General features: G+C 55.1%; 22 protein-coding genes. 1 reads left to right on the plus strand and 21 read right to left on the minus strand.

All coding sequences use genetic code 11. The features are described 5' to 3' along the window. Positions 1–38 precede the first annotated feature (38 nt). From secM to leuO, 21 genes are all read right to left on the minus strand, one after another. On the minus strand, positions 39–542 hold the full coding sequence (gene secM / locus ACMWL8_RS10210; protein WP_028015513.1) for a secA translation cis-regulator SecM: 504 nt from the start codon (positions 540–542) through the stop codon (positions 39–41). Between the two features lie 280 nt (positions 543–822). Then, on the minus strand, positions 823–1,740 hold the full coding sequence (gene lpxC / locus ACMWL8_RS10215; RefSeq protein ID WP_006810110.1) for a UDP-3-O-acyl-N-acetylglucosamine deacetylase: 918 nt from the start codon (positions 1,738–1,740) through the stop codon (positions 823–825). A gap of 101 nt (positions 1,741–1,841) precedes the next feature. After that, a complete protein-coding gene (gene ftsZ / locus ACMWL8_RS10220) occupies positions 1,842–2,993 on the minus strand; it encodes a cell division protein FtsZ (protein ID WP_008501978.1) in 1,152 nt (383 codons plus the stop codon). A gap of 63 nt (positions 2,994–3,056) precedes the next feature. Beyond that, positions 3,057–4,313, minus strand: a complete 1,257-nt coding sequence (gene ftsA / locus ACMWL8_RS10225; RefSeq protein ID WP_006173845.1) for a cell division protein FtsA — start codon at positions 4,311–4,313, stop codon at positions 3,057–3,059. After that, the gene (ftsQ, locus tag ACMWL8_RS10230) at positions 4,310–5,152 is read right to left on the minus strand and encodes a cell division protein FtsQ (RefSeq protein ID WP_045259458.1); all 843 of its coding nucleotides are present in this window, start codon (positions 5,150–5,152) and stop codon (positions 4,310–4,312) included. The genes ftsA and ftsQ overlap by 4 nt, the downstream gene beginning before the upstream one ends. A gap of 1 nt (position 5,153) precedes the next feature. Then, a complete protein-coding gene (locus ACMWL8_RS10235; protein ID WP_041911244.1) occupies positions 5,154–6,074 on the minus strand; it encodes a D-alanine--D-alanine ligase in 921 nt (306 codons plus the stop codon). Continuing rightward, positions 6,067–7,542 (minus strand): UDP-N-acetylmuramate--L-alanine ligase, encoded by a 1,476-nt coding sequence (murC, locus tag ACMWL8_RS10240; protein ID WP_028015510.1) that lies wholly within the window; start codon positions 7,540–7,542, stop codon positions 6,067–6,069. Before murC ends, ACMWL8_RS10235 begins: the two co-directional genes overlap by 8 nt. Before the next feature lie 56 nt (positions 7,543–7,598). After that, complete coding sequence (gene murG, locus ACMWL8_RS10245) at positions 7,599–8,663, minus strand: undecaprenyldiphospho-muramoylpentapeptide beta-N-acetylglucosaminyltransferase (protein ID WP_045259457.1); 1,065 nt, start codon at positions 8,661–8,663, stop codon at positions 7,599–7,601. Beyond that, complete coding sequence (gene ftsW / locus ACMWL8_RS10250) at positions 8,660–9,904, minus strand: cell division protein FtsW (protein WP_028015508.1); 1,245 nt, start codon at positions 9,902–9,904, stop codon at positions 8,660–8,662. Before ftsW ends, murG begins: the two co-directional genes overlap by 4 nt. After that, entirely contained in the window at positions 9,904–11,220 is a 1,317-nt protein-coding gene (gene murD / locus ACMWL8_RS10255) for a UDP-N-acetylmuramoyl-L-alanine--D-glutamate ligase (RefSeq protein ID WP_045259456.1), read from the minus strand. The genes ftsW and murD overlap by 1 nt, the downstream gene beginning before the upstream one ends. A gap of 2 nt (positions 11,221–11,222) precedes the next feature. Continuing rightward, positions 11,223–12,305, minus strand: coding sequence for a phospho-N-acetylmuramoyl-pentapeptide-transferase (gene mraY, locus ACMWL8_RS10260; protein WP_008501985.1), 1,083 nt, complete (start codon positions 12,303–12,305; stop codon positions 11,223–11,225). Beyond that, a complete protein-coding gene (murF, locus tag ACMWL8_RS10265) occupies positions 12,299–13,657 on the minus strand; it encodes a UDP-N-acetylmuramoyl-tripeptide--D-alanyl-D-alanine ligase (protein ID WP_045259455.1) in 1,359 nt (452 codons plus the stop codon). Before murF ends, mraY begins: the two co-directional genes overlap by 7 nt. Then, complete coding sequence (gene murE, locus ACMWL8_RS10270) at positions 13,654–15,141, minus strand: UDP-N-acetylmuramoyl-L-alanyl-D-glutamate--2,6-diaminopimelate ligase (RefSeq protein ID WP_014882540.1); 1,488 nt, start codon at positions 15,139–15,141, stop codon at positions 13,654–13,656. Before murE ends, murF begins: the two co-directional genes overlap by 4 nt. Continuing rightward, positions 15,128–16,894, minus strand: a complete 1,767-nt coding sequence (locus tag ACMWL8_RS10275; RefSeq protein ID WP_028015504.1) for a peptidoglycan glycosyltransferase FtsI — start codon at positions 16,892–16,894, stop codon at positions 15,128–15,130. Before ACMWL8_RS10275 ends, murE begins: the two co-directional genes overlap by 14 nt. A 15-nt stretch (positions 16,895–16,909) precedes the next feature. Then, complete coding sequence (gene ftsL, locus ACMWL8_RS10280; protein WP_006173860.1) at positions 16,910–17,275, minus strand: cell division protein FtsL; 366 nt, start codon at positions 17,273–17,275, stop codon at positions 16,910–16,912. Then, a complete protein-coding gene (gene rsmH, locus ACMWL8_RS10285; protein ID WP_045259453.1) occupies positions 17,272–18,213 on the minus strand; it encodes a 16S rRNA (cytosine(1402)-N(4))-methyltransferase RsmH in 942 nt (313 codons plus the stop codon). The genes ftsL and rsmH overlap by 4 nt, the downstream gene beginning before the upstream one ends. A 2-nt stretch (positions 18,214–18,215) precedes the next feature. Beyond that, positions 18,216–18,674: a division/cell wall cluster transcriptional repressor MraZ gene (mraZ, locus tag ACMWL8_RS10290; protein ID WP_010426995.1), complete on the minus strand. Its 459-nt coding sequence runs from the start codon at positions 18,672–18,674 to the stop codon at positions 18,216–18,218. 600 nt (positions 18,675–19,274) lie between these two features. Continuing rightward, the gene (cra, locus tag ACMWL8_RS10295; protein ID WP_014168621.1) at positions 19,275–20,282 is read right to left on the minus strand and encodes a catabolite repressor/activator; all 1,008 of its coding nucleotides are present in this window, start codon (positions 20,280–20,282) and stop codon (positions 19,275–19,277) included. A gap of 179 nt (positions 20,283–20,461) precedes the next feature. Continuing rightward, positions 20,462–20,953, minus strand: a complete 492-nt coding sequence (gene ilvN / locus ACMWL8_RS10300) for an acetolactate synthase small subunit (RefSeq protein ID WP_045259452.1) — start codon at positions 20,951–20,953, stop codon at positions 20,462–20,464. Between the two features lies 1 nt (position 20,954). Further along, positions 20,955–22,679, minus strand: a complete 1,725-nt coding sequence (gene ilvI, locus ACMWL8_RS10305; RefSeq protein ID WP_045259451.1) for an acetolactate synthase 3 large subunit — start codon at positions 22,677–22,679, stop codon at positions 20,955–20,957. A gap of 380 nt (positions 22,680–23,059) precedes the next feature. Beyond that, positions 23,060–24,004 (minus strand): transcriptional regulator LeuO, encoded by a 945-nt coding sequence (gene leuO, locus ACMWL8_RS10310; RefSeq protein ID WP_041911249.1) that lies wholly within the window; start codon positions 24,002–24,004, stop codon positions 23,060–23,062. 608 nt (positions 24,005–24,612) lie between these two features. Here leuO and leuL point away from each other — a divergent pair. Continuing rightward, positions 24,613–24,699, plus strand: a complete 87-nt coding sequence (gene leuL, locus ACMWL8_RS10315; protein WP_071993742.1) for a leu operon leader peptide — start codon at positions 24,613–24,615, stop codon at positions 24,697–24,699. Positions 24,700–24,772: the final 73 nt, after the last annotated feature.

Consider the following 24,772-nt stretch of genomic DNA (forward strand, 5'->3'; position numbering starts at 1 on the left):
AGACGGGCAGATAAATTAAGGTATTGAAAAAGGTTAATTTAGCTGAGGCGTTGAGGCCCGGCACGGATGCCGTGAACCTGGCTAATCCATGTCGAAACGGAGAATGATACAGGAGGAACAAACCAGGTTTGCGCCGTCTGACTCACGGTCACGGGCGGCTGGTTATCCTGCGTCAGAAGCGCATTAAGCGTATCGAGCAGGGCAAGATGCTGAGCCTGAACCGGCAGCGACTCTTCAGCAACAGGCATCGTCTGCGGCGCCATCGCGAACGACAGATGACGAATAACCGTGCGGATGGCGTGCTGCTGCCAGTAATCAACGGAGAAATTAGGACGACGGCTGGCTTCAAGCCACGCGAGATTAGTAAAGTTAACCCGCGTCGAGAGATCGTGTTTAGTTGTCGTGGAACGTGCTGGCGTCGCCGCTTCCGCACTGTTGCTGAGCGCAGGCAAGCCGAAACTCGCCGCGACCATCCCTAATAAGAGATGCGGCCAGAAGTAACGTCTGCCAAATTGTCGCCAGCGCGTCAGTATTCCGCTCACTTGCTCCACCACAATCGCCCGCCAGTGCAGGCTGAGTTCAATTATTCTTTTTTAGCGCCCAGATATTACCACTAAAGCCAATACGCAGCAGCAGGAATGACACCTTGCAGCAGGTAAAAACGGTCAATAATGCAGCGAACACACCGTTATTCGGCACCCGACAATGGCCAGGGAGTAGAGGGGCAAATCAAAGAAGGGCAGAAATAAAAACGACTGGCTTCCCTGGTCGGAGAGAGTACCAGGTGAACCAGTCGCTTTTCTTACGAAACGGCGTTAACCGTTACGCCAGGACCATAGTCGGTGCTTTGAACGCCAGCGGCAGTTCCGCTTCGTCTTCAAAGGTCACATATTCCCAGGCTTCCTGTTTTGCCAGGACGGCCTGCAACAATTTGTTGTTCAGTGCATGACCGGATTTGAACGCGGTAAATGCACCAATGATGTTGTGACCACACATGAACAGGTCGCCGATCGCATCCAGCATTTTGTGACGAACGAATTCATCTTCAAAACGCAGGCCGTCTTCGTTCAGTACGCGATAATCGTCAACAACGATGGCACAATCGAAGCTGCCGCCCAGGCACAGGCCGCGGGACTGCAGATATTCGATATCACGCATGAAGCCAAACGTACGTGCGCGGCTGATCTGGCGCATAAACGCATCAGCAGAGAAGTTCATCGCGTAGCGCTGGGTGCTGGAGTCAATCGCCGGATGGTTAAAGTCGATGGTAAAGTCCAACGAGAAACCATTGTACGGTTTGAATTCAGCCCACTTGTCGCCATCTTCGACGCGAACGGTCTCTTTGATGCGAACAAATTTCTTCGCACAGTTCAGTTCTTCGATGCCGGCATCCAGCAACAGATAAACGAACGGCGCAGCACTACCATCCATAATCGGGATTTCTGGCGCATCGACTTCAACAATAATGTTGTCGATACCCAGACCCGCCAGGGCGGCGTTCAGGTGCTCTACGGTAGAAATCCGCACGTCATGCTCGTTCACCAGACAAGTACAGAGCATTGTATCACGCACAGATTTGGCATCGGCCGGAAAATCTACCGGTGGATTCAAGTCGGTGCGACGATAGATGACCCCGGTATTGGCCGGCGCAGGGCGTAACGTCAGTGTGACTTTCTTGCCGGTATGTAAACCGACACCCGTCGCCTGAACGATACGTTTAAGTGTCCTTTGTTTGATCATCGTATAATCTCGCCAAATTAACTATCCAACCGAGAGTGTATATCACTAACGGTGGGCCAGTTTAGCACAAAGAGCGCAAATCCCCAAATTCCAGCCAATTCTTAGTCAGCTTGCTTACGCAGGAACGCCGGGATGTCCAGATAATCTGGCTCTTTTGCCGTTTGCGGCGTTGGGTCGTTCACCACTTTCGCGGCCGGTTTTTGCTCCTGAGTCAGAGGAGACATACCGTGCTGCTGGTAACGATCCATTACCGGTTGCTGAGTCTGCTTGTTGGTCACGAGGGTGATCTCAGGACGCTTGTCCATACCGATACCGGTCGCAACAACGGTAACACGCAGCTCGTCATTCATTTCCGGGTCAAGGGAAGTACCGATTACCACGGTCGCGTTGTCAGAAGCGAACGCGCGGATGGTATTACCCACGGTTTCGAACTCATCCAGACGCAGGTCAAAGCCAGCGGTAATGTTGACCAGCACGCCGCGCGCACCGGACAGATCGATATCTTCCAGCAGTGGAGAAGAGATCGCCATTTCAGCCGCTTCTTCCGCACGGTCTTCACCGCTCGCCACGCCAGAGCCCATCATCGCGTAGCCCATTTCGGACATCACGGTGCGAACGTCTGCAAAGTCAACGTTCATCAGGCCAGGACGGGTAATCAGTTCTGCGATACCCTGGACCGCGCCTTTCAGCACGTCGTTTGCTGCGCCGAAGGCGTCCAGCAGGGAGATACCACGACCCAGAACTTTCAGCAGCTTGTCGTTCGGGATGGTGATCAGCGAGTCCACATGCTTGGACAGCTCGGTGATACCCTGCTCCGCGAAGGCCATACGCTTCTTGCCTTCAAAATTGAAAGGCTTGGTCACGACAGCAACGGTCAGGATACCTAAATCTTTAGCTACTTCAGCGACAACAGGTGCTGCACCGGTACCGGTACCGCCGCCCATGCCTGCTGCGATGAAGACCATGTCCGCACCTTCCAGTGCAGCACGCAGGGCTTCACGATCTTCTTCAGCCGCGTTGCGACCGACTTCCGGGTTAGCCCCAGCGCCCAGCCCTTTGGTGATGCCACCGCCGATCTGGATAGTCTGGCCAACTGCCGTTTTACGCAGTGCCTGCGCATCGGTGTTAACTGCGAAGAATTCAACACCTTCAATGCGTTCACGCACCATATGCTCTACGGCGTTACCGCCGCCGCCACCGACGCCGATGACTTTAATCACCGCGTCGTTGGTCAGTTCCATAGGTTCAAACATAATTTCTCTCTCCGTTGTGCCTGTCGCCCGAGACCGCTAATTCTCTCCGGTCTCTTTAAAAAATTAAAACTCTTTTCGCAGCCAGTTGTTCAGTCGTTTGACCCACGACCCCACTGAGACGCGTTTTTCCACTTCTGCTTCACCACTGAGATGAGATTCCTTCCCGTAGTGGAGCAGGCCCACAGCCGTTGAATAGTACGGCTCCTGAGCATAATCCGTTAAACCGGTAATATTCAGCGGCGCACCAATACGCACCTGCGTATGGAACACGCGCTGAGCGCAGGCCGCAAGACCTTCAATTTGCGCTGCACCGCCGGTTAATACAATCCCCGCCGCAAGATGATGCTTAACACCCTGCTGACGAAGCTGTTCCTGAAGCTGTAAAATCTCTTCGTTGACCAGGTTGAGCAGCTCGGTATAGCGCGGCTCAATTACCTCTGCCAACGTCTGGCGCTGCAGGCTACGCGGCGGACGGCCGCCCACGCTCGGCACCTCAACGCTCTCATCTTTACCAACGATAGACCCCAGCGCACAGCCGTGGCGTACTTTAATCGCTTCTGCATCGCTCGGTGGCGTACCAAAAGCGTAAGCAATATCGCTGGTCACAACGTTCCCTGCGTAAGGGATCACTTTGGTGTGGCGCAACGCACCGCCGGTATACACGGCCATGTCCATTGTACCACCACCGATATCCACCACACAGACACCCAGTTCACGTTCGTCTTCGGTCAGCACGGAATAACTTGCCGCCAGACCGGCGAAAATAAGTTGGTCAACTTTCAGGCCACAACGTTCAACGGCTTTTACGATGTTCTTCGCCATATCGTTGTGACATGTGATCAGGTGCACTTTTGCCTGCATACGCACGCCAGACAGACCAACCGGGTTCTTGATCCCTTCCTGGTAGTCAATCGCATATTCCTGCGGGATCACGTGCAGCACGCGATGCTCATCGCGAACGCGCACGGACTTTGCCGTATGCACAACGTTTTCAACGTCTTCCTGCGTCACTTCTTCTTCAGAAATCGGCACCATACCGATTTCGTTCTGGCAGCTAATGTGCTTGCCAGAAAGGGCCAGATAGACAGAAGAAATCTGGCAATCTGCCATTAATTCAGCCTGGTCGATGGCGCGCTGTACGCATTTCACCACCGACTCAAGGTCGTTTACCCCACCTTTATCCATACCACGTGACGGGCAACTGCCCACGCCAATGATATTGACCATACCGTCGGGCAGAACTTCCCCTACTAAAGCGGCAACCTTCGCGGTGCCAATCTCCAGTCCAACTACCAGTTTTCTGTCCGTCGCCTTGATCATTGTTGTTCTGCCTGTACCTGTGCCTGATTCTGTTGCTGATTAGGTTCCTCGACCGGAGCCGGCTCCCAACCGACTGCTGCGCCTGAGTCATAGCGCAAATCAACGTAGCTTATCCGTTTGCCGTCCGCCTGCGCCTGCTGTTGTAAAACCGGGTAAAGTTCTACAAAACGCGCAAGACGTTTCATTGTGTCGCCGCGTCCCAGGTTGAGCTTAATGCCGTTCGTCAACGTCAGCTGCCAGGAGCGGCGCGCCGTCATCGCAGCATCTTTTAACGTAAACCTGTCCTTCGCCAGCACCTGCCCCATTTCACGAAAACCCTGCAATACTTCGTTTTCGCTGCCTTCAGGGCCATACAACATCGGTAAATTTTGCTTGTTGACACGATCGCTCGGGACGCTAAAGGAATTTCCATCTACGTCAACCATGTGCTGATCATTCCAACGCGCAATGGGCACATATTCAACCAGATGAATCTTCAATTCATCAGGCCATTGTTTTCTGACACTCGCCTGTTTTATCCATGGCAGACGTTCAATCTGGCTCTGGATAATATTGACGTCCTGCGTCATAAAGGTGCCGGGCGATCCCAGCGCCAGAATAGACTGGCGAATATCATCGTTACGCGTGTAGTGACGCTCGCCGGTCACCACCAGCTTTGACAGCGGCAACCGCTGTGCGTCTTCCATCCAGCCCAGCACCATCCAGCCGCTGATAAACACGGTGCACAGCACCCCGAGCAGGAAAATTATCCCTGCAAGACGCGTTCCATTACTCCGGCGTGAAGAAGTGTATTCTTCTTCGTCATCGCGGTTGCGCGTGTTCAATGCAGCCTGAGACATATCAGCCCGCCTGGTCCAGAATACGTACGACTAACTGCGAGAAGCTCATTCCCGCCTGACGCGCCGCCATCGGCACAAGGCTGTGGCTGGTCATTCCCGGTGAGGTATTGGCTTCCAGCAGATAAAACTGCCCGTCATTGTCCTGCATCACATCAATGCGTCCCCAGCCGCTGCAGCCCAAAACATTCCAGGCTTTAAGCACCAGGGACTGTAATTCGGCTTCGCGCTCTGCTTCAAGACCACAAGGGCAGAAATATTGCGTCTCATCAGAGAGATACTTCGCCTCATAATCATAGAAGACTCCGGCGGGTTGGATGCGAATTGACGGTAAAATTTCTTCGCCAAGCATCGCGACGGTAAATTCCGGCCCGCTGAGCCATTTTTCAATCAGAACTTCTTCATCGTGTTGAAATGCCAGCGCTAAAGCAGATGTTAAATCTTCAGCTTTATCGACCTTTGACATCCCGACGCTCGACCCTTCCCTGCTCGGCTTTACAATAACCGGTAAGCCCAGTGCCGCAATGCGTGTATTAACGCTGTCCGACAGGCCCAATTCAAATTCGCCGCGCGTCAGCGCCACCCACGGCGCAACGGGTAAACCCGCTCCCTGCCAGAGTAACTTACTGCGCAGTTTATCCATAGAGATGGCGGATGCCATCACGCCGCTGCCGGTGTAAGGCAGGCCGATCAGCTCCAGAAGCCCTTGCAGGGTTCCGTCTTCACCGCCACGACCATGTAACGCGATAAAGACCTTATCGAAGCCCATCGCTTTTAATTGCGTCACGTCGACCTCTTTTGGATCGACAATATGTGCGTTTACGCCGCCTTCACGCAGGCCCGCCAGCACGGCAGCGCCGGAATTCAGAGAAACCTCGCGCTCGGCGGAGTTGCCGCCAGAGAGGACTGCAATCTTATCAGCCATGATGCTCATCCTCCTGGGTTTGCGGCTTCAGTTTGATTTCAGCTAAGGTACGGGCGATCTTGCCGATATTTCCCGCACCCTGAATCAGGATGAGATCGTTACCGGTCAGGACCGGTGCCAGAATTTCCGCCACTTGTGCCGGGTCAGAAACCAGAATAGGGTCAACTTTACCGCGCCCGCGGATGGTACGACACAGGGAACGGCTGTCTGCGCCTGGAATTGGCGTTTCGCCGGCGGCGTAAACATCCAGCATCAGCAGGGTATCCACCTGTGACAGCACGCTGGCGAAATCGTCATACAGATCGCGGGTACGCGTGAAGCGGTGCGGCTGGAAGATCATCACCAGATTCTTCTCCGGCCAGCCCGCGCGTGCGGCTTTGATGGTCGCGTCGACTTCCGTCGGATGGTGACCGTAGTCGTCCACCAGCATCGCGGTACCTGGCTTACCATTCACCGCATCCAGCGGGAACTCGCCGAGGAAGTCGAAGCGACGCCCTGTCCCCTGGAAGCTTTCCAGCGCGCGCAGGATCGCCTCATCATCAATGCCTTCTTCCGTCGCAACAGCCACTGCCGCTGCGGCGTTAAGTGCGTTATGGCGCCCTGGCGCATTCAGCGTGACGTGCAGCAGCTCTTTGTCCTGACGCGCCAGAGTGAAATGCCCCTGCGCACCAATCTGTTTGTACTCTTCCACGCGGACGTCAGCGTCTTCGCTGAAGCCGTAGGTGGTGATTTGACGACCGACGCGCGGCAGCAGCTCGCGGATCACCGGGTCGTCCACGCACATCACCGCGCGACCATAAAACGGCAGGTTGTGCAGGAAGTTGATGAAGGTCTGCTTTAAGTTTTCGAAGTCGCCCTGGTAGGTATCCATATGGTCAGCTTCGATATTGGTGACAATCGCCACCATCGGCTGCAGGTGCAGGAACGACGCGTCGCTCTCATCCGCTTCCGCAATCAGATAACGGCTGTGGCCCAGACGCGCATGGACGCCTGCGGCTTTCACCAGACCGCCGTTGACAAACGTCGGATCGAGACCCGCTTCCGCATAAATGCTGGAAACCATCGCCGTGGTCGTGGTTTTACCGTGGGTACCGGCAATCGCAATACCATGACGGAACCGCATCAGTTCCGCCAGCATTTCTGCGCGGCGGATCACTGGAATGCGCGCTTCGTGCGCGGCAACGATTTCCGGATTGTCAGAGGAGATGGCGCTCGATACCACCACCACGCTTGCATCGCGCACGTTTTCCGGGCGATGGTTGAAATAGATAGTCGCCCCAAGCGACGCAAGCTGCTGCGTGACAGGGTTTGGCGCCAGGTCGGACCCGCTGATCTGATAACCTTCGTTAGCTAACACTTCGGCAATACCGCCCATGCCGGCACCACCGATGCCAACAAAGTGAATGTGCCGGACGCGACGCATCTCGGGCACGATTGAACGCAGTTTTGCCAGTTGTTGTGTATTCATTCTCTAAACGCCATCGACTACTTAAAATTCGTGCAGCGCAACACGCGCTGCGAGGGTTAAGCCTGGGCTGCCAGACTCACTTCTTTTGCCACCCGTTCTGTCGCATCCGGGATAGCGGCAGCGCGCGCGCGCTGTGCCATCTCCAGCAGTGCGTCTCTGTTCCAGCCCGCCAGGGTGGTGGCGACCGCATCGGCGGTAAAGTGTGGCTGCTCAAAAATTTTCGCCGCGCCGGCTTTCTCAAGCGGCAGCGCGTTCCAGTACTGCTGTCGGTCTTTGTGCTGGAACGGCACGAACAGCGCTGGCAAGCCGGCGGCGGCGATTTCGCTCACCGTCAGCGCGCCAGAGCGGCAGACCACGACATCGGCCCAGGCATAGGCTGCGGCCATATCGTCAATAAATTCCGTCACTTTATGCTGCGGCTGGCCTTCATCAGCGTACGCCTGCTCAACGGTCTGCTGAGCGCCTTTACCGCTTTGGTGCCAGATAGTCACGGCATCACCCAGCTTTGCCGCCACCTGCGGCATTGTTTGATTCAGAATGCGCGCACCCTGAGAACCACCAACGACCAAAATACGAACCGGGCCTTCACGTCCCGCCAGGCGGGCATCCGGTAGAGGCAGCGCCAGCACGTCGACACGCACCGGGTTACCCACCACGTCCGCTTTCGGAAACGCACCGGGAAACGCCTGCATCACTTTGGTGGCGATTTTCGCCAGCCACTTGTTGGTCAGACCGGCAATACCGTTCTGCTCGTGCAGAACAACGGGAATGCCTAACGACCACGCGGCCAGCCCGCCGGGACCAGAAACATAGCCGCCCATACCCAGCACCACATCGGGCTTAAAGCGCTTCATGATGGTGCGCGCCTGACGCCAGGCATTAAAAATACGCACCGGCGCCAGCAGCATGGCCTTGAGGCCTTTGCCTCGCAGGCCGGAAATACGAATAAAGTCGATCTCAATACCGTGCTTCGGTACCAGGTCGGCTTCCATGCGGTCTGCGGTTCCCAGCCAGCGTACCTGCCAGCCCTGCTCCATTAAATGGTGCGCAACCGCCAGCCCCGGGAACACGTGTCCACCGGTACCGCCTGCCATCACCATTAACCGCTTCGGTTGATTCATCGTGAACCTCGTGTAAACGCCTGGGCTTTCTCCAGACGCGTCTCATAATCTATGCGTAACAAAAACATAATGGCCGTCGACATGATCAACAGGCTCGAACCACCATAGCTGATCAGCGGCAACGTCAGACCTTTGGTCGGCAGCATACCCGCTGCGGCCCCGACGTTAACCAGTGCCTGGAAGCTAAACCAGATACCAATTGAGCAGGCTAAGAAGCCTGAGAAGCGGTGATCGATCTCCAGCGCTTTTCGGCCAATCGACATGGCGCGGAAAGCGACGAAGAATACCATTAAAAGCGCTAATACCACACCGATATAACCCAGTTCTTCCCCAATAATGGAGAAGATGAAGTCGGTGTGCGCCTCCGGTAAATACTCCAGTTTCTGCACCGAGTTGCCCAGACCTTGCCCCCAGACTTCACCGCGGCCAAACGCCATCAGCGACTGCGTCAGCTGGTAACCGCTACCGAACGGATCTTCCCATGGGTTCCAGAACGAGGTCACGCGGCGGATACGGTAAGGCTCGGCGAGGATCAGCAGCACCACTGCTGATATTCCCATTCCGATAATGGCGATGAACTGCCACAGCTTGGCCCCTGCCAGGAACAGCATCGCCAGCGTGGTGACAAACAGTACGACAACGGTCCCGAGGTCAGGCTGCGCCAGCAGCAGGATCGCCAGCACCAGAATGACGCCCATCGGCTTTAAGAAGCCGCGAAGGTTGTTACGCACCTCATCGACTTTTCGCACCAGGTAGTTTGCCAGGTAGCAGAATAACGAAAGCTTGGTGAACTCCGCAGGCTGAATACGCAGCGGGCCGAAGGCGATCCAGCGTGATGCCCCGTTAACGGAGCTCCCGACAACCAGCACGATCAGCAGCATGATAATGGAGGCGATCAGCATCGCGGTACTGTGGCGCTGCCAGAACGCCATCGGCAGACGAAGCGTTACCAGCGCCAGGCAGAACGCCAGAATGATGTACAGCCCGTCACGCTTGGCGAACAGGAAGGGATCGTTCGCCAGACGCTGTCCAACGGGCATAGAGGCTGAGGTCACCATGATAAAGCCGATCGCCGCCAGCCCCAGCGTCAGCCAGAACAGGGTGCGGTCGTACATAATCAGGCTATCGGAATCTTTATCCCGTGAAGCCATCACCCAGCCTTTCAGCGCCGCAAACAGCCACACCAGAATTCCAAATCCTGGCAGGCGCGGCATTTTCAGGCGAGGGAGAGATAAACGCATCAGCCTAACTCCTTCGCAAGGCGGGTAAAGACATCGCCACGCTGTTCGAAATTTTTAAATTGATCGAGGCTGGCGCACGCCGGGGAGAGCAGAACCATGTCGCCAGGCTGCACGCGCGGGGCAATCAGGCGCATCGCCTGTTCCATCGTTTCAGTTTGCTCAGCAACTTCCGGGCGTAGTTCAGCCAGCTCGCTGCCGTCACGGCCAAAGCAGTACAGGCGGATGTTATCGCCGGTGAGGTACTGTTTCAGGGAGGAGAAATCAGCAGATTTGCCGTCGCCACCCAACAGAAGATGCAGGGTGCCGTCAACGTGCAGACCGTTCAGCGCGGCCTCCGTGCTTCCCACGTTGGTCGCTTTGGAGTCGTTAATCCAGCGCACGCCGTTATGCTCCAGCGCCAGCTGGAAACGGTGTGCCAGGCCGGAAAACGTGGTCAACGCTTTCAGGCTGGAAGAGCGCGGCAGCCCTACGGCATCTGCCAGTGCCAGCGCCGCCAGGGCATTGGTATAGTTGTGCTGGCCGGAAAGCTTCATCTCCTTCACGTTCAGCACCTTTTCACCTTTCACGCGCAGCCAGGTTTCGCCCAGCTGGCGGTTCAGATGATAATCACCCATGGTGATACCAAAGCTGATGCAGCGCTCGTCCGCGCCGCGCACCGGCATGGTCAGCGCGTCGTCGGCGTTAACCACGCAAACTTTGGCATTTTCGTAAACACGCAGCTTGGCCGCGCGATACTGCTGCAGACCAAACGGATACCGATCCATATGATCTTCCGTCACGTTGAGGATCGTTGCCGCCGCCGCATGCAGGCTGGAGGTGGTTTCAAGCTGGAAGCTGGAAAGTTCCAGAACGTACAGCTCGCAGCCTTTGTCCAGCAGCATCAGCGCGGGCAGACCGATATTGCCGCCTACCCCTACGTTCATGCCTGCGGCTTTCGCCATTTCACCCACCAGGGTAGTGACGGTGCTTTTGCCGTTAGAACCGGTGATCGCGATAACCGGCGCCTGCGCTTCGCGGCAGAACAGCTCGATATCGCCGACAATCTCAACGCCCCCATCCGCAGCAGCGCTCAGTGAAGGGTGCGCCAGCGCCATACCCGGGCTGGCGACAATCAGATCGGCTGCCAGCAGCCAGTCATCATTCAGACCACCAAGGTGGCGTTCAACCTGTTCCGGCAGCTTGTCCAGACCCGGCGGAGAGACACGCGTATCCATCACGCGCGGCGTCACACCGCGCGCAAGGAAAAAGTCCACGCAGGAGAGGCCAGTGAGGCCTAACCCAATGATAACGACTTTTTTACCCTGGTAATCTGCCATGATTAACGTACCTTCAGCGTTGCCAGGCCAATCAGCACCAGCATCAGCGAAATAATCCAGAAGCGCACAATCACGCGCGGCTCCGGCCAGCCTTTCAGTTCATAGTGGTGGTGGATCGGCGCCATACGGAAGATGCGCTGACCGCGCAGCTTGAAGGAGCCGACCTGCAAAATCACCGACAGGGTTTCAACCACAAACACGCCGCCCATGATCACCAGCAGGAACTCCTGACGCAGCAGCACGGCGATAATGCCGAGCGCGCCGCCCAAAGCCAGAGAACCGACGTCACCCATAAAGACCTGCGCCGGATAGGTGTTGAACCAGAGGAAGCCCAGCCCCGCGCCGACTATCGCCGTACAGACGATCACCAGCTCACCCGCGTGACGCAGATAAGGAATGTGCAGGTAGTTCGCAAAGTTCATGTTACCGGTCGCCCACGCCACCAGCGCAAAACCAGCCGCCACGAAGACGGTTGGCATAATCGCCAGACCATCCAGGCCATCGGTCAGGTTAACGGCGTTACCGGTACCAACAATCACAAAGTAGGCCAGCAGGATGTAGAACAGCCCCAGCTGCGGCATCACGTCTTTAAAGAAGGGCACCACCAGCTCGGTGGCGGGCGTATCTTTTCCTGCCAGATACAGCGCGAAGGCGACGCCCAGCGCAATCACTGACATCCAGAAATACTTCCAGCGGGCAATCAGGCCCTTCGTGTCTTTGCGGACGACTTTACGGTAATCATCCACAAATCCGATAATGCCGTAGCCCACCAGTACGGTCAGCACGCACCAGACGTACGGGTTAGACGGATAAGCCCACAGCAGTACGGAAACGACGATCGCGGTCAGGATCATGATCCCGCCCATCGTCGGCGTACCGCGCTTGCTGAAGTGCGACTCCGGACCGTCGTTACGTACGACCTGACCGAAAGAGAGTTTTTGCAGACGGGCAATCATGCGCGGACCCATCCACAACGAGATGAACAGCGCAGTCAGCAGGCTGACGATGGCGCGAAACGTCAGATACGAAAAGACGTTAAAGCCTGAATAATATTTGACCAAATGTTCGGCCAGCCAAACTAACATGTCCCGTTCTCCTGTAATGCGTGCACAACCTCTTCCATGGCGGCACTACGTGAACCTTTCACTAACACTGTCACAATTTGTTTTTCTGTAATTAATGCCTTAAGGCGCTCAATCAACGCGGCTTTGTCGGCAAAATGTTCGCCAACGCCGCTGGCATGGCTAATCGCCTGGCTCAGTTTTCCTGCGCTCAGCACGCAGTCCAGTCCCGCCGCTTTCGCCGCTTCACCCACCTGGGTATGACAGGCTTCGCTTTCATCGCCCAGCTCCGCCATGTCGCCAACCACCATGACGCGGTAGCCCGGCATTTCAGATAGCACCTGCACCGCCGCCGTCATTGAGCCGACGTTCGCGTTGTAGGAGTCATCCAGCAGCAATTTGTTTTCTGCAAGCGGGATCGGGTACAGGCGTCCCGGCACGGCTTTCAAATTCGCCAGCCCGGTTTTAATCGCCTCGTGTGACGCTCCCACCGCCGTCGACAAGGCCGCTGCCGCCAGCGCATTGGCGATGTTATGGCGTCCCGGCAGCGGTAACAGCACGTCTACGTCACCCGTTGGGGTAGCAAGCGTGAATTCCGTACCGTGCGACGTCACATGGATATTGGTCGCGGTAAAGTCACTGTTGGCCGCGTTCGGCGAGAAGCGCCAGGTTTTACGCGAGCCAATGATGCTCTGCCAGTTCAGCCAGTCGTTGTTGTCGGCATTGAGAATGGCAATGCCGTCAGCAGGCAGACCGGTGTAGATTTCGCCTTTCGCTTTCGCCACGCCTTCCAGCGAGCCAAAGCCTTCCAGATGCGCTGCCGCAAGGTTATTCACCAGCGCCGCTTCCGGGCAAGTCAGGCTCACGGTCCAGGCGATTTCACCCTGGTGGTTTGCCCCTAACTCGATCACCGCATAGTCGTGCTCTTTGGTCAGGCGAAGCAATGTCATCGGCACGCCGATGTCATTATTGAGGTTGCCCGCGGTATAAAGCGTATTGCCGCACTGGCTGAGGATCGCCGCCGTCATCTCTTTCACTGACGTTTTGCCCGATGACCCGGTCAGCGCGACAACGCGAGCAGGCACCTGCTGACGAACCCAGGCGGCCAGTTCACCGAACGCGAGACGCGTATCGTTCACGACAATCTGCGGCAAATCGATATCCAGCCTGCGGCTGACCAGCAGCGCGCCAGCGCCGTTTTCTTTGGCCTGTCCGGCAAAATCATGCGCGTCAAAACGTTCGCCTTTCAGCGCCACAAACAGACAGCCCGCGGTCACTTTGCGGGTGTCGGTGGTGACCGCGTCAATGGTCAGATCCTGGCCCAGCAGCTCGCCGTGCAGTACCGCAGCGGCCTGGCTTAAGGTAATGCTAATCATGCGACGACTCCCAGCAGACGCGCTGCCGTTACGCGGTCGGAGTAGTCCAGACGACGATTGCCAACAATCTGATAGTCTTCATGGCCTTTACCGGCCAGCAGAACGACATCATTTTCTTTTGCCTGCATGATGGTGTTTGTCACGGCTTCCGCGCGGCCTTCCACCACACGGGCGCGACCGGCGTCCAGCATACCCGCCAGAATGTCGTTGATGATGGCGCGCGGCTCTTCGGTACGCGGATTGTCATCGGTGACCACAGGAATGTCCGCGAACTGCTCCGCAATGGCGCCCATCAGGGGACGTTTACCTTTGTCGCGATCGCCACCGCAGCCGAAGACGCACCAGAGTTTACCGGTGCAGTGCAGGCGTGCCGCTTCCAGCGCTTTTTCCAGCGCATCCGGCGTGTGGGCATAATCGACAACCACGGTCGGTTTGCCCGGCGCGCTAAACACTTCCATACGGCCGCAAACCGGCTGTAGACGCGCTGACGTTTTCAGCAGTTCCGCCATCGGATAACCCAGCGCCAGCAGCGTTGCCAGCGCCAGCAGCAGGTTGCTGACGTTGAACGCCCCCATCAGGCGGCTTTCAATTTCACCTTCACCCCAGGAAGAGGCAAAGCGGATCGTCGCGCCACTGTCGTGATAGTTAACGTCAACGGCCTTCAGCCAGCGGCCGTGGCAGTTCGGATTGATATGGTCTTCCATCGACACCGCTACCGCGTCTGGCAGCTTCGCAAGCCAGCGGCGGCCCACTTCGTCGTCGGCGTTGATGATGGCCTGGCCGTAATGGTGAGTAGAGAACAGCAGCCATTTGGCGGCTTCGTAGTGCTCCATATCACCATGATAATCAAGGTGATCGCGGCTCAGGTTGGTGAACACTGAAGCAGCAAACTTCAGTGCCGCGACGCGGTGCTGGACCAGGCCGTGCGAAGAAACTTCCATCGCGGCAAAGGTTGCCCCCTGCCCTGCCAGACCGGCAAGCACGTGCTGTACGTCAACCGCCGAACCGGTGGTGTTTTCCGTCGGGCTCACTTTGCCCAGCAGGCCGTTACCCACGGTCCCCATCACCGCGCCGGTTTCACCCAGCAGCTGAGCCCACTGCGCCATCAGCTGCGTGGTGGTGGTTTTTCCGTTCGTGCCCGTCACGCCAACCAGACGCAGCTGGTCGGAAGGTTCGTGATAAAAACGTCCTGCCAGTGCAGAGAGACGCTCATTCAACTGGCTGAGATAGATAACCGGCACCCCGTGCATTTCACGGATCTCACCGTCGGTTGCCTCGTCTTTAGCCTCAGCAATAATGGCAGCCACACCTTGCGCAATCGCCTGCGGGATATAACGACGCCCGTCCGCCTGATGACCAACCACCGCCACAAAAAGATCGCCAGAAGCAGCCACGCGGCTGTCCAGTACCATCTCTCGCAGTGCTCGCTCCGGTGCATTTGGCACCCACGGAGCGAGAAGGTCGCGCAAATTACGATCTGCCACCTGTACCCTCGCCTTGATTAATTACAAATTCACTTTTTTCGCCCGTCGCCAGCGCATCTGGTTCAACGTTCATGGTGCGTAACACGCCGCCCATGATGGCGCCAAACACAGGCGCGGAAACGGCGCCGCCGTAGTATTTACCCGCCTGTGGATCGTTAATCACGACCACCAGCGCAAAACGCGGATTGCTTGCAGGCGCAACGCCTGCGGTATAGGCAATGTATTTGTTGATGTAGCGGCCGTCTGGCCCCACCTTTTTCGCCGTACCGGTTTTAATGGCGATGCGGTAGCCTTTGATGGCCGCCTTCACGCCGCCGCCGCCCGGCAGCGCCACGCTTTCCATCATGTGCACAACGGTACGAACGATGGATTCCGGGAAGATACGCTCGCCCGGAACCGGTGGATCAACTTTGGTGATGGACAGCGGGCGATAGACGCCGTAGCTGCCAATCGTTGCGTAGACTCGCGCTAACTGTAACGGGGTTACCATTAGCCCGTAGCCGAAAGAGAAGGTGGCCCTCTCTATGTCAGACCACCGTTGTTTTTGAGGATATAAGCCACTGCGTTCTCCGACCAACCCCAAATTGGTCGCCTTTCCCAGTCCAAAACGTGAGTAAGTCTCTACTAACGCTGAGGACGGCATCGCTAACGCCAGCTTTGAAACACCGACGTTACTCGACTTCTGTAACACCCCGGTCAGGGTCAATTCGCTGTAGCGCGCCACGTCTTTAATCTCGTGGCCGTTAATACGGTAAGGGATCGTGTTCAGGACCGTGTTTTCATTGACGATACCGCGCTGAAGCGCCGTCATCACCACCATCGGCTTCACCGTGGAGCCGGGTTCGAACACGTCTGTAATCGCCCGGTTACGCATCGCATCTTTTGCGGTGCCGGTAAAGTTGTTCGGGTTGTAGGAAGGACTGTTGGCCATGGCCAGCACTTCTCCGGTGCTGACATCCACCAGCACGGCGCTGCCGGATTCTGCCTTGTTAAACGCCACGGCGTTGTTCAGCTCGCGGTAGACGAGCGCCTGCAGGCGCTCGTCGATACTCAGAGCCAGGTTGTGCGCCGCCTGGCTGTCCGTAGAGGAGATATCTTCAATAACGCGCCCGTAGCGGTCCTTACGCACAATTCGCTCGCCAGGCTGGCCGGTGAGCCACTTATCGAAGCTTTTTTCAACGCCTTCAATCCCCTGGCTGTCGACGTTGGTGAAGCCGATGAGGTGAGCGGTTACTTCTCCGGACGGATAGTAACGACGGGATTCTTCGCGCAGATGAATGCCCGGCAGCTTCAGTTTCCGAATGTAGTCCGCCATGTCAGGGTTAACCTGGCGCGCCAGATAGATAAAACGCCCTTTCGGGTTCGCGTTGACGCGGGAGGCTAGCTGATCCAGCGGCATTTTGAGCGCATCTGAAAGCGCTTTCCAGCGGTTATCAAGCGTGATGCCACCGGCGTCGTGCAGCTCTTTCGGATCGGCCCAGATCGCCTTCACCGGCACGCTCACCGCCAGCGGGCGACCTGAACGGTCAGTGATCATTCCGCGAGAAGTCGACACTTCCTGAACGCGAAGGGAGCGCATATCGCCCTGGCGTACCAGCATGTCAGGGGCGATGATTTGCAACCACGCCACGCGTCCCAGCAGGAAACCCAGCGCCAGTAAAATGCAGCCGCAAAGCAACGCAAAACGCCAACTGATGAAGTTGGCCTGTTCTTCCTGACGTTTTGGTTTAAGCGTTTTTGCCGCTGCTTTCATGCGTCGCGTGTTCCCTTATTTTTGTACTACGATATTTTCCTGGGAAGGATCAACATGCTGCAGCTGCAGCTTTTCCGTTGCGATCCGTTCAACCCGGCTGTGATCGCCGAGCGCGTTTTCTTCAAGGATCAGATTTCGCCATTCAATATCCAGCGCATCGCGTTCCAGCACCAGTTGCTCGCGTTGCGCAGTCAATAAACGTGTATGGTGAGCTGTGGTCACCACCGTAACTGCCGTAACAATGATGCAAATGAACAGGCAGAGTGGCAGTTTCCCGAATCGCAAAAGATCGTCGCCGATCACGCCAGGCAAGGCATGGCGCTCGTTGCTTCCTAACGATCCCTTAACTTTGCTTAGGGTTTCTGTCACTCTGCCGATCATGCGTTCGTCCTCTCTGCAACTCGCAGCACTGAACTACGGGCACGTGGATTCTCTGCCACCTCTTCTTCGCCCGGCATCAACTTGCCTAATGCTCGCAACTGACGGCCCCCCAGCTTCCTGAGTTGTTCTTCCGTCATCGGCAGCCCCGCTGGAACCTGAGGACCGCGGCTCTGTTCACGCATGAAGCGTTTTACAATGCGGTCTTCCAGCGAATGGAAGCTGATGATGGATAACCGCCCACCCGGGGCCAGCACGTCGAGCGAGCTTTTTAGCGCCAGCTCTATTTCCTCCAGTTCACTGTTTACCCAGATGCGAACCGCCTGAAAGGTACGGGTCGCGGGATGTTTGTGCTTATCCTTCACCGGCGTTGCCGCCGCGATCACCTCGGCCAACTCTTTGGTGCGGGTCATCGGCTCAATGCGGTTGCGCTCAACGATGGCGCGCGCAATGCGCTTGCCAAAACGTTCTTCGCCGAAGGTTTTGATCACCCAGGCAATATCTGCTTCGTCAGCGGTCTGTAGCCATTCGGCGGCAGACTGGCCGCGCGTCGGGTCCATCCGCATATCCAGCGGACCATCGCGCATAAAGGAGAAGCCGCGTTCTGCATCATCAAGCTGGGGTGAAGAGACGCCAAGATCGAGAAGAATCCCGTCGATCTTGCCCGTAAGATCGCGCTCGGCCACGTAATCCGCGAGCGCAGAGAAAGGTCCATGCACGATGGAAAAGCGTGGGTCATTGATGGTCTGTGCAACGGCAATCGCCTGCGGATCGCGATCGATTGCCAGCAGGCGTCCTTCCTCTCCAAGCTGGGAGAGGATCAAACGCGAGTGACCACCGCGACCAAACGTGCCATCAATGTAGATGCCATCCGGACGAATATTCAGGCCGTTCACGGCCTCGTCCAGTAACACGGTTTTATGTTTATAATTTTCCATCATATTTATAGAGACAAGTCCTGCAGCCGTTCCGATAAAGTTGCGGAATCAGACTGCTCAGCGTCGATATCTTCCTTGACCTGTTGATACCAGGTCGTTTCGTCCCACAGTTCAAACTTGTTGAACTGCCCGACCAGCATCACTTCTTTGGTCAGACCGGCATGTTGCCGCAACACAGGAGCAATCAGTAATCGCCCGGCGTTATCCATCTGACATTCACTGGCATGTCCCAATAAGAGCCGCTGCACGCGGCGTTCCTGCGGGTTCATGCTCGACAGTCGCGACAGCTTTTGCTCAATGATTTCCCATTCAGGCAAGGGGTAAAGCAGCAGGCAGGGGGAGTTAATGTCAATGGTGCAAACCATTTGACCCGAAGCATTCTCAATCAGCTGGTCGCGGTATCGGGTTGGTACCGATAAACGCCCCTTGCTGTCGAGATTGACTAACGTTGCTCCACGGAACATGCCAGTCTCACCCCTCCTCACCACTTTAACCCACAAATTCCCACCTGAAGGAGTTTACGGAGCGAGGGAAAAGCTTGTCAAGCCAGGACTCTCCCTATACGAGGCTGTATGCCCACTATTTACAGAGATAAACAGTCCCGGTTAATAACTGCACAACTGGCGAGGCAAAATTAACGTTATGAATATTTGTAAGAAAAAAACCGAATATGCACACTAGCGTTAAGGCTCACTCAATATCATCGCAGATAAATATAAAGTGTCAGTTTGCGACGCGGGCAGCATTTTATGACAGATTGTCAGGGGATGACAGCGCCAGATTCGCTCAATCGGTCGGTAGAAGCGGCGGTTGCGTTGCTGGCCGGTCGGGGGGAAGGAAAAACGTCTGAATATTCATCGACCGAAGAGGGTTTGTAACAAAGTAATACAAAGAGAGGCTTTTAAAAATCGCTTCATGATTCTTTAAGGACCATTTTAAACGGCAAAATGAATTAAGAAAAATAGTAGATTAGGAACTCTCAAGAATTATCCTAATTTCATTGCGGGAATTAACTCGGCCAATTATTCCAGTAAAAAGGGGCGGTTTTTCGCCGCCCCGTCATTTCATTTATGACGGCTCAAAATTCCGCGATGATAGAGATTACGTTTGATACGCGTCAGACCCGGCTTCGGTTTGCGCGGCTCATCCAGGCTCGCCAGAACAATCTCCAGGACGCGTTCCGCTACATCTCGGTGACGCTGGGCCACCGCCAGCACCGGGCACTGAAGGAAATCGAGAAGCTCGTTATCCCCAAACGTGGCGATCGCCAGGTCAGAGGGAAGCTTGCCTTCACGACGCAAGGTGACATCCATTACCCCCTGCAGAAGGGCAAATGACGTGGTGAACAGCGCCTGGGGCATCGGGTGCGTCTCCAGCCATTTTTCGAACAGCTGCGCAGCGGCTTCGCGTTCATAGCTGTTGGCATAGAGATAGTGGACTTCACGCGGATCGTCTTTCCAGGCGGTTCTGAACCCTTGCTCACGCAGGAAGCTTACGGAAAGCTCGGGCAGCGCGCCAAGATACAGCACCGTTTCAGCGGGGAAGGTTCTCAGCTCAGCGGCCAGCATTTCCGCGTCATCCTGATCGGCACCCACTACGCTTGTGAAATGCTCACGATCGAGCGCGCGGTCCAGAGCCACGATGGGGAACGGATCGTTCGCCCAGCGCTGGTAAAACGGATGCTCCGGCGGTAAGGAGGTCGAGACGATGATGGCATCGACCTGACGCTGGAGCAGATGTTCAATGCAGCGCATCTCGTTATCGGGCTGGTCTTCAGAACAGGCTATCAGCAGCTGGTAACCGCGCTGGCGGGCCTGACGTTCGAGATAGTTGGCGATACGGGTATAGCTGGTGTTTTCCAGATCCGGGATCACCAGACCAATAGAGCGGGTGCGCCCGGCACGCAGGCCGGCAGCGACAGCATTCGGATGGTAGTTATGCTCACGAACCACCGCCATAACTTTTTCAACGGTCTTATCGCTGACGCGGTACTGCTTTGCTTTGCCGTTAATCACATAGCTGGCCGTTGTTCGTGACACGCCGGCTAGCCGGGCGATTTCATCCAGTTTCACAATTGCCCCTTAAAAAAAGAAAAGAGTCCATGGCCCTGTCAAGGTTATGGTTAAATCTTTTAACATCTAAACGCAGAAAAGCCTTCGCGGCAACCGCTTTTATCTGCGTTGTCGGCTGATTACGCAAAAAAAAGCCCGGCTTTGGTGACCGGGCTGAAAGAGGCGAACCTTTTTAACAACTACCGCATGATTTTCTCGCCGCGTGACAGACCAACGATCCCCGATCTCGCCACCTCAACAATTTTTGCTACATCCCGCACGGATGCCAGGAAAGCGTCCAGCTTGTCACTGGTTCCGACCAGTTGAACCGTATAAAGAGAAGGCGTGACGTCGATGATCTGTCCGCGGAAGATATCCGCATTGCGTTTGACCTCTTCGCGCCCGTAACCGCTGGCCTGTATTTTGACCAGCATGACCTCACGCTCAACGTAAGCGCCCTGCCCTAGCTCGCTTACGCGCAGCACATCGACCAGCTTATGCAGCTGTTTCTCGATCTGCTCAATTACCTTGGCATCGCCAACGGTCTGAATCGTCATACGCGACAGCGTCGGATCGTCCGTTGGCGCCACGGTCAGGCTTTCAATGTTATAGCCACGCTGCGCAAAAAGCCCAATGACGCGCGACAGTGCGCCAGACTCGTTTTCCAGTAATACCGATAATATCCGGCGCATATCAGGTTCTCTCCGTTTTGCTTAACCACATCTCGTCCATACCGCCGCCGCGAATATGCATCGGATAAACGTGCTCGGTTCCATCAACGATGACATCCATAAAGACGAGACGGTTGTTTTTAACGTGCTCAAGCGCTTCGGCGAGCTTCGTTTCCAGCTCAGCCGGATCGGTCACCCGCATCCCTATATGACCGTAAGCTTCAGCAAGACGAACAAAATCCGGCAGCGATTTCATATATGACTGAGAGTGGCGGCCCGAGTAGATCATATCCTGCCACTGCTTCACCATACCGAGATAGCCGTTATTAAGGTTGAGCACCAGTACCGGCAGCTCATATTGCATCGCGGTGGAAAGTTCCTGAATGTTCATCTGAATACTGCCGTCTCCGGTCACGCAGACGACGGTTTCATTGGGCAGCGCCAGCTTCACGCCCAGCGCGGCAGGCAGGCCAAAGCCCATCGTGCCTAAACCTCCCGAGTTGATCCAGTGACGCGGTTTATCAAACGGATAATAGAGGGCGGCAAACATTTGATGCTGGCCCACGTCAGAGGTCACATACGCGTCGCCTTTCGTCAGTCGCCATACCGTTTCGATGACCGCCTGCGGCTTAATATGCTCGCTTTGGGTGTCATATTTCAGACACTGCCGCGCGCGCCATTGCTCAATTTGCTGCCACCAGTCACGGATTTCATCCAGCGGCTGCGCTGTGTTTTCCAGCGCCAGCAGATCCAGCATTTGTTCAAGGACCTGTCGCGCGTCGCCGACGATAGGTACATCAGCAGACACCGTTTTTGAAATTGACGTCGGATCGATATCAATGTGCAGCACGGTGGCGTTCGGGCAATACTTCGCCAGGTTGTTGGTGGTACGATCGTCAAAACGCACGCCAACGGCAAAGATGACGTCAGAATGATGCATCGTCATGTTGGCTTCATAGGTACCGTGCATACCCAACATGCCGAGCGCCTGTCGGTGGGTAGCGGGAAACGCTCCGAGTCCCATCAGCGATGACGCAACAGGAAGATTGAGCTTTTCAACCAGTTCACGAAGCTGTGCCTCACACGCTGAATTGACGGCCCCGCCACCGACATAGACCACCGGTTTTTTAGCGGCCAGCAGCGTTTGCAGCGCGCGTTTGATCTGACCTTTGTGGCCCTGCGTTGTTGGGTTGTAAGAGCGCATGCTCACCGATTCCGGCCAGACATAAGGCAGCTTGTTTGCCGGGTTCAGGATATCTTTAGGGAGATCGACCACCACCGGCCCCGGGCGCCCGCTTGCCGCCAGCCAGAACGCCTTCTTCAGAATGCCAGGAATGTCTTCGGTTTGCTTGACAAGGAAGCTGTGCTTCACGACGGGACGCGAAATCCCGACCATGTCGCACTCCTGAAACGCATCATAGCCAATCAGTGATGTCGCGACCTGTCCGGAAAGGATCACCAGCGGAATAGAGTCCATGTACGCGGTCGCAATGCCGGTAATGGCGTTTGTCGCACCGGGCCCCGACGTGACCAGGACCACGCCCACTTCACCCGTCGCACGCGCCAGGCCATCGGCCATATGTACCGCCGCCTGCTCATGGCGTACCAGCACATGGTCAATACCCCCTACCGTATGCAGTGCGTCATAAATATCGAGGACCGCGCCGCCAGGATAGCCGAACACTTGCTTTACGCCCTGATCGATCAGCGACCGGACGACCATTTCCGCGCCAGACAACATCTCCATGCTTTGCCTCCAGGCATTTTGTTATAGACGGACCGCCGAATTCATTTCCGCACCGTCTTGCGATCGGGATGAACCCGTCTTCTATTTTGCAGAGTGATACTTACCTTAACCGCTCGTTATGAGGCAGGCAATTCGCAAACCAGGAGAGAGAAGAGGCCGTGAAAGCAGAAAAAACAGACATTGTCAGAGGATATGGTTAATTCATCTGAAATTAGGGGATGAGATGATAAATCATCGCTGAAAAGCGCGGCGATGTAGAAAATCATCTATTTTTACGGGCCTGGCAGGCGCCAGATAAAATACGTAACAGAACAAAATATTAATAAAAGAAACAAAACCAGGATAAATCACATGCAAAGATGCAATTTATCCTGACTCGATTACCGACGGCAGATGCTAATAAGTAGCTCTTCCATCCACTGGTGTCCTTTATCCCGTCCAGCAGCTTCATGCCAGGAGAGATAGCAGGTGCGGCTATTTAGCTTGAGCGGCAGAGGCAAAATTTGCAGATTTAACGCGCCAGAGAACTCTTCTGCCAGCCAGCGTGGGGCAATTGCCACCAGCTGCGTCTGGGAAACGACGTTTAACACGCTGACCATGGCCATCCCCTGATAAGCCACGCTCGCCTGTTTCTCCGCAGTGTCGTACCAGGGCAGGCTAAAGGAGGCATATCTGTCGAGCGCAACAACGGCATGCTGTTCGCTATAAACGTCACTTTCACGTAACGGCGCATTCAGTCGTGGATGTTTTTTGCTGGCAACCAGCACCATTTCATCTTTAAACAGCGGTACACAGGAAAATTCAGGACGGCGGAATTCTTCATAACCCAGGACGAATTCGATTTCCTGGTAACGTAACTGGTGTTCGGTGTTTTGATTTAAGGACGATTTAAAGACGAGATTAATATTAGGTGCGATCTCTTCAACTTTATTATAAATAATTGACGTCAGATAATTATCTAATGGACTGCAGACGCAGAGATGGAATACTCGCTCACTGCTTAAGGGTTCAAAGCCCGAGCCCGGCAGCTCATTTTGCACCAGCTGCAGCGCCTGGCGGATGGAGCCGAAAAGCTGGAAAGCCCGCGCTGTAGGCTGGATCCCTCTTCCATAACGAACAAACAATTCGTCGTTGAACATAACCTTAAGCCTGGCAACGGCATTACTTACGGCAGGCTGTGACATCCCCAGGGCTTGTGCCGCACGCGTGATATTCTGCTCCTGCATGACAGCATCAAACACCGTCAGTAGATTAAGATCCACCGTGCGTAACTGTGGTTTAATTCCATCAGTAATCTGTGGTTGTTTAATATTATTTTCTGGCACTTCTGACTCCACTGTCACGCTACACTCCCTTCGCCAACGCACTGTAATAATTTCGAAAAATATGATTTACCATGCAGATACGACCAGCGAAAGAAAATTGTTTAAAAATCGGAATATATAAAGATTATCTAATAATGCTATAATACAAAACGGCACAAAGGATATGCTTAACTTTAGTGTTTGAATGAAACCATAAACCAAATCAATATACAATAACCATCCAGTTAAGGATGACTTAAGTATAATTAAACTGTTATCGACATTGAGCAGAATTAAGTTAACAATCTGTTATCAATGATTCTATTTGAAGGGAGAAAAAGTTCTCTCAAAAAAGATAACTCGATGATAGTAAAACGGTTTAAAGAGAAAGCATTTGTGAGGACTGCGTCACCTGAAAAATACCAGTTATGTTTATTCGTTTCTGCAAATGTTTTTTAAGTCCAAAAATAGACAATTAGTTAAGTTAAAAATCGAAAACCCAGCACAATAAGCTAAACAACACACCCTCTCTGTTTAGCCTTCTGGGGCCGTTTTTACCATCAGGGGTTGACATGCCCAGCTGTATCCAGTACCACTAAAAGCATATTGAATTTAACGGAGCACGATTCATGACACGCACCATTCGTTTCATCGGTCTACTACTACTAAACGCATCCACTGTGCGCGGTAGACTGGCGGGCGAAATTCAGCGTTGAATCGTCACCAGTAAGACTAAAAACCCGCGCCACTGCGCGGGTTTTTTTATGCTCGTAGCAAGGCGCCCTAAGA

The sequence above is a fragment of the Enterobacter sp. 04-C-12-SI-ECC genome, from assembly GCF_047530715.1.
GTDB classification, from domain to species: domain Bacteria; phylum Pseudomonadota; class Gammaproteobacteria; order Enterobacterales; family Enterobacteriaceae; genus Enterobacter; species Enterobacter bugandensis.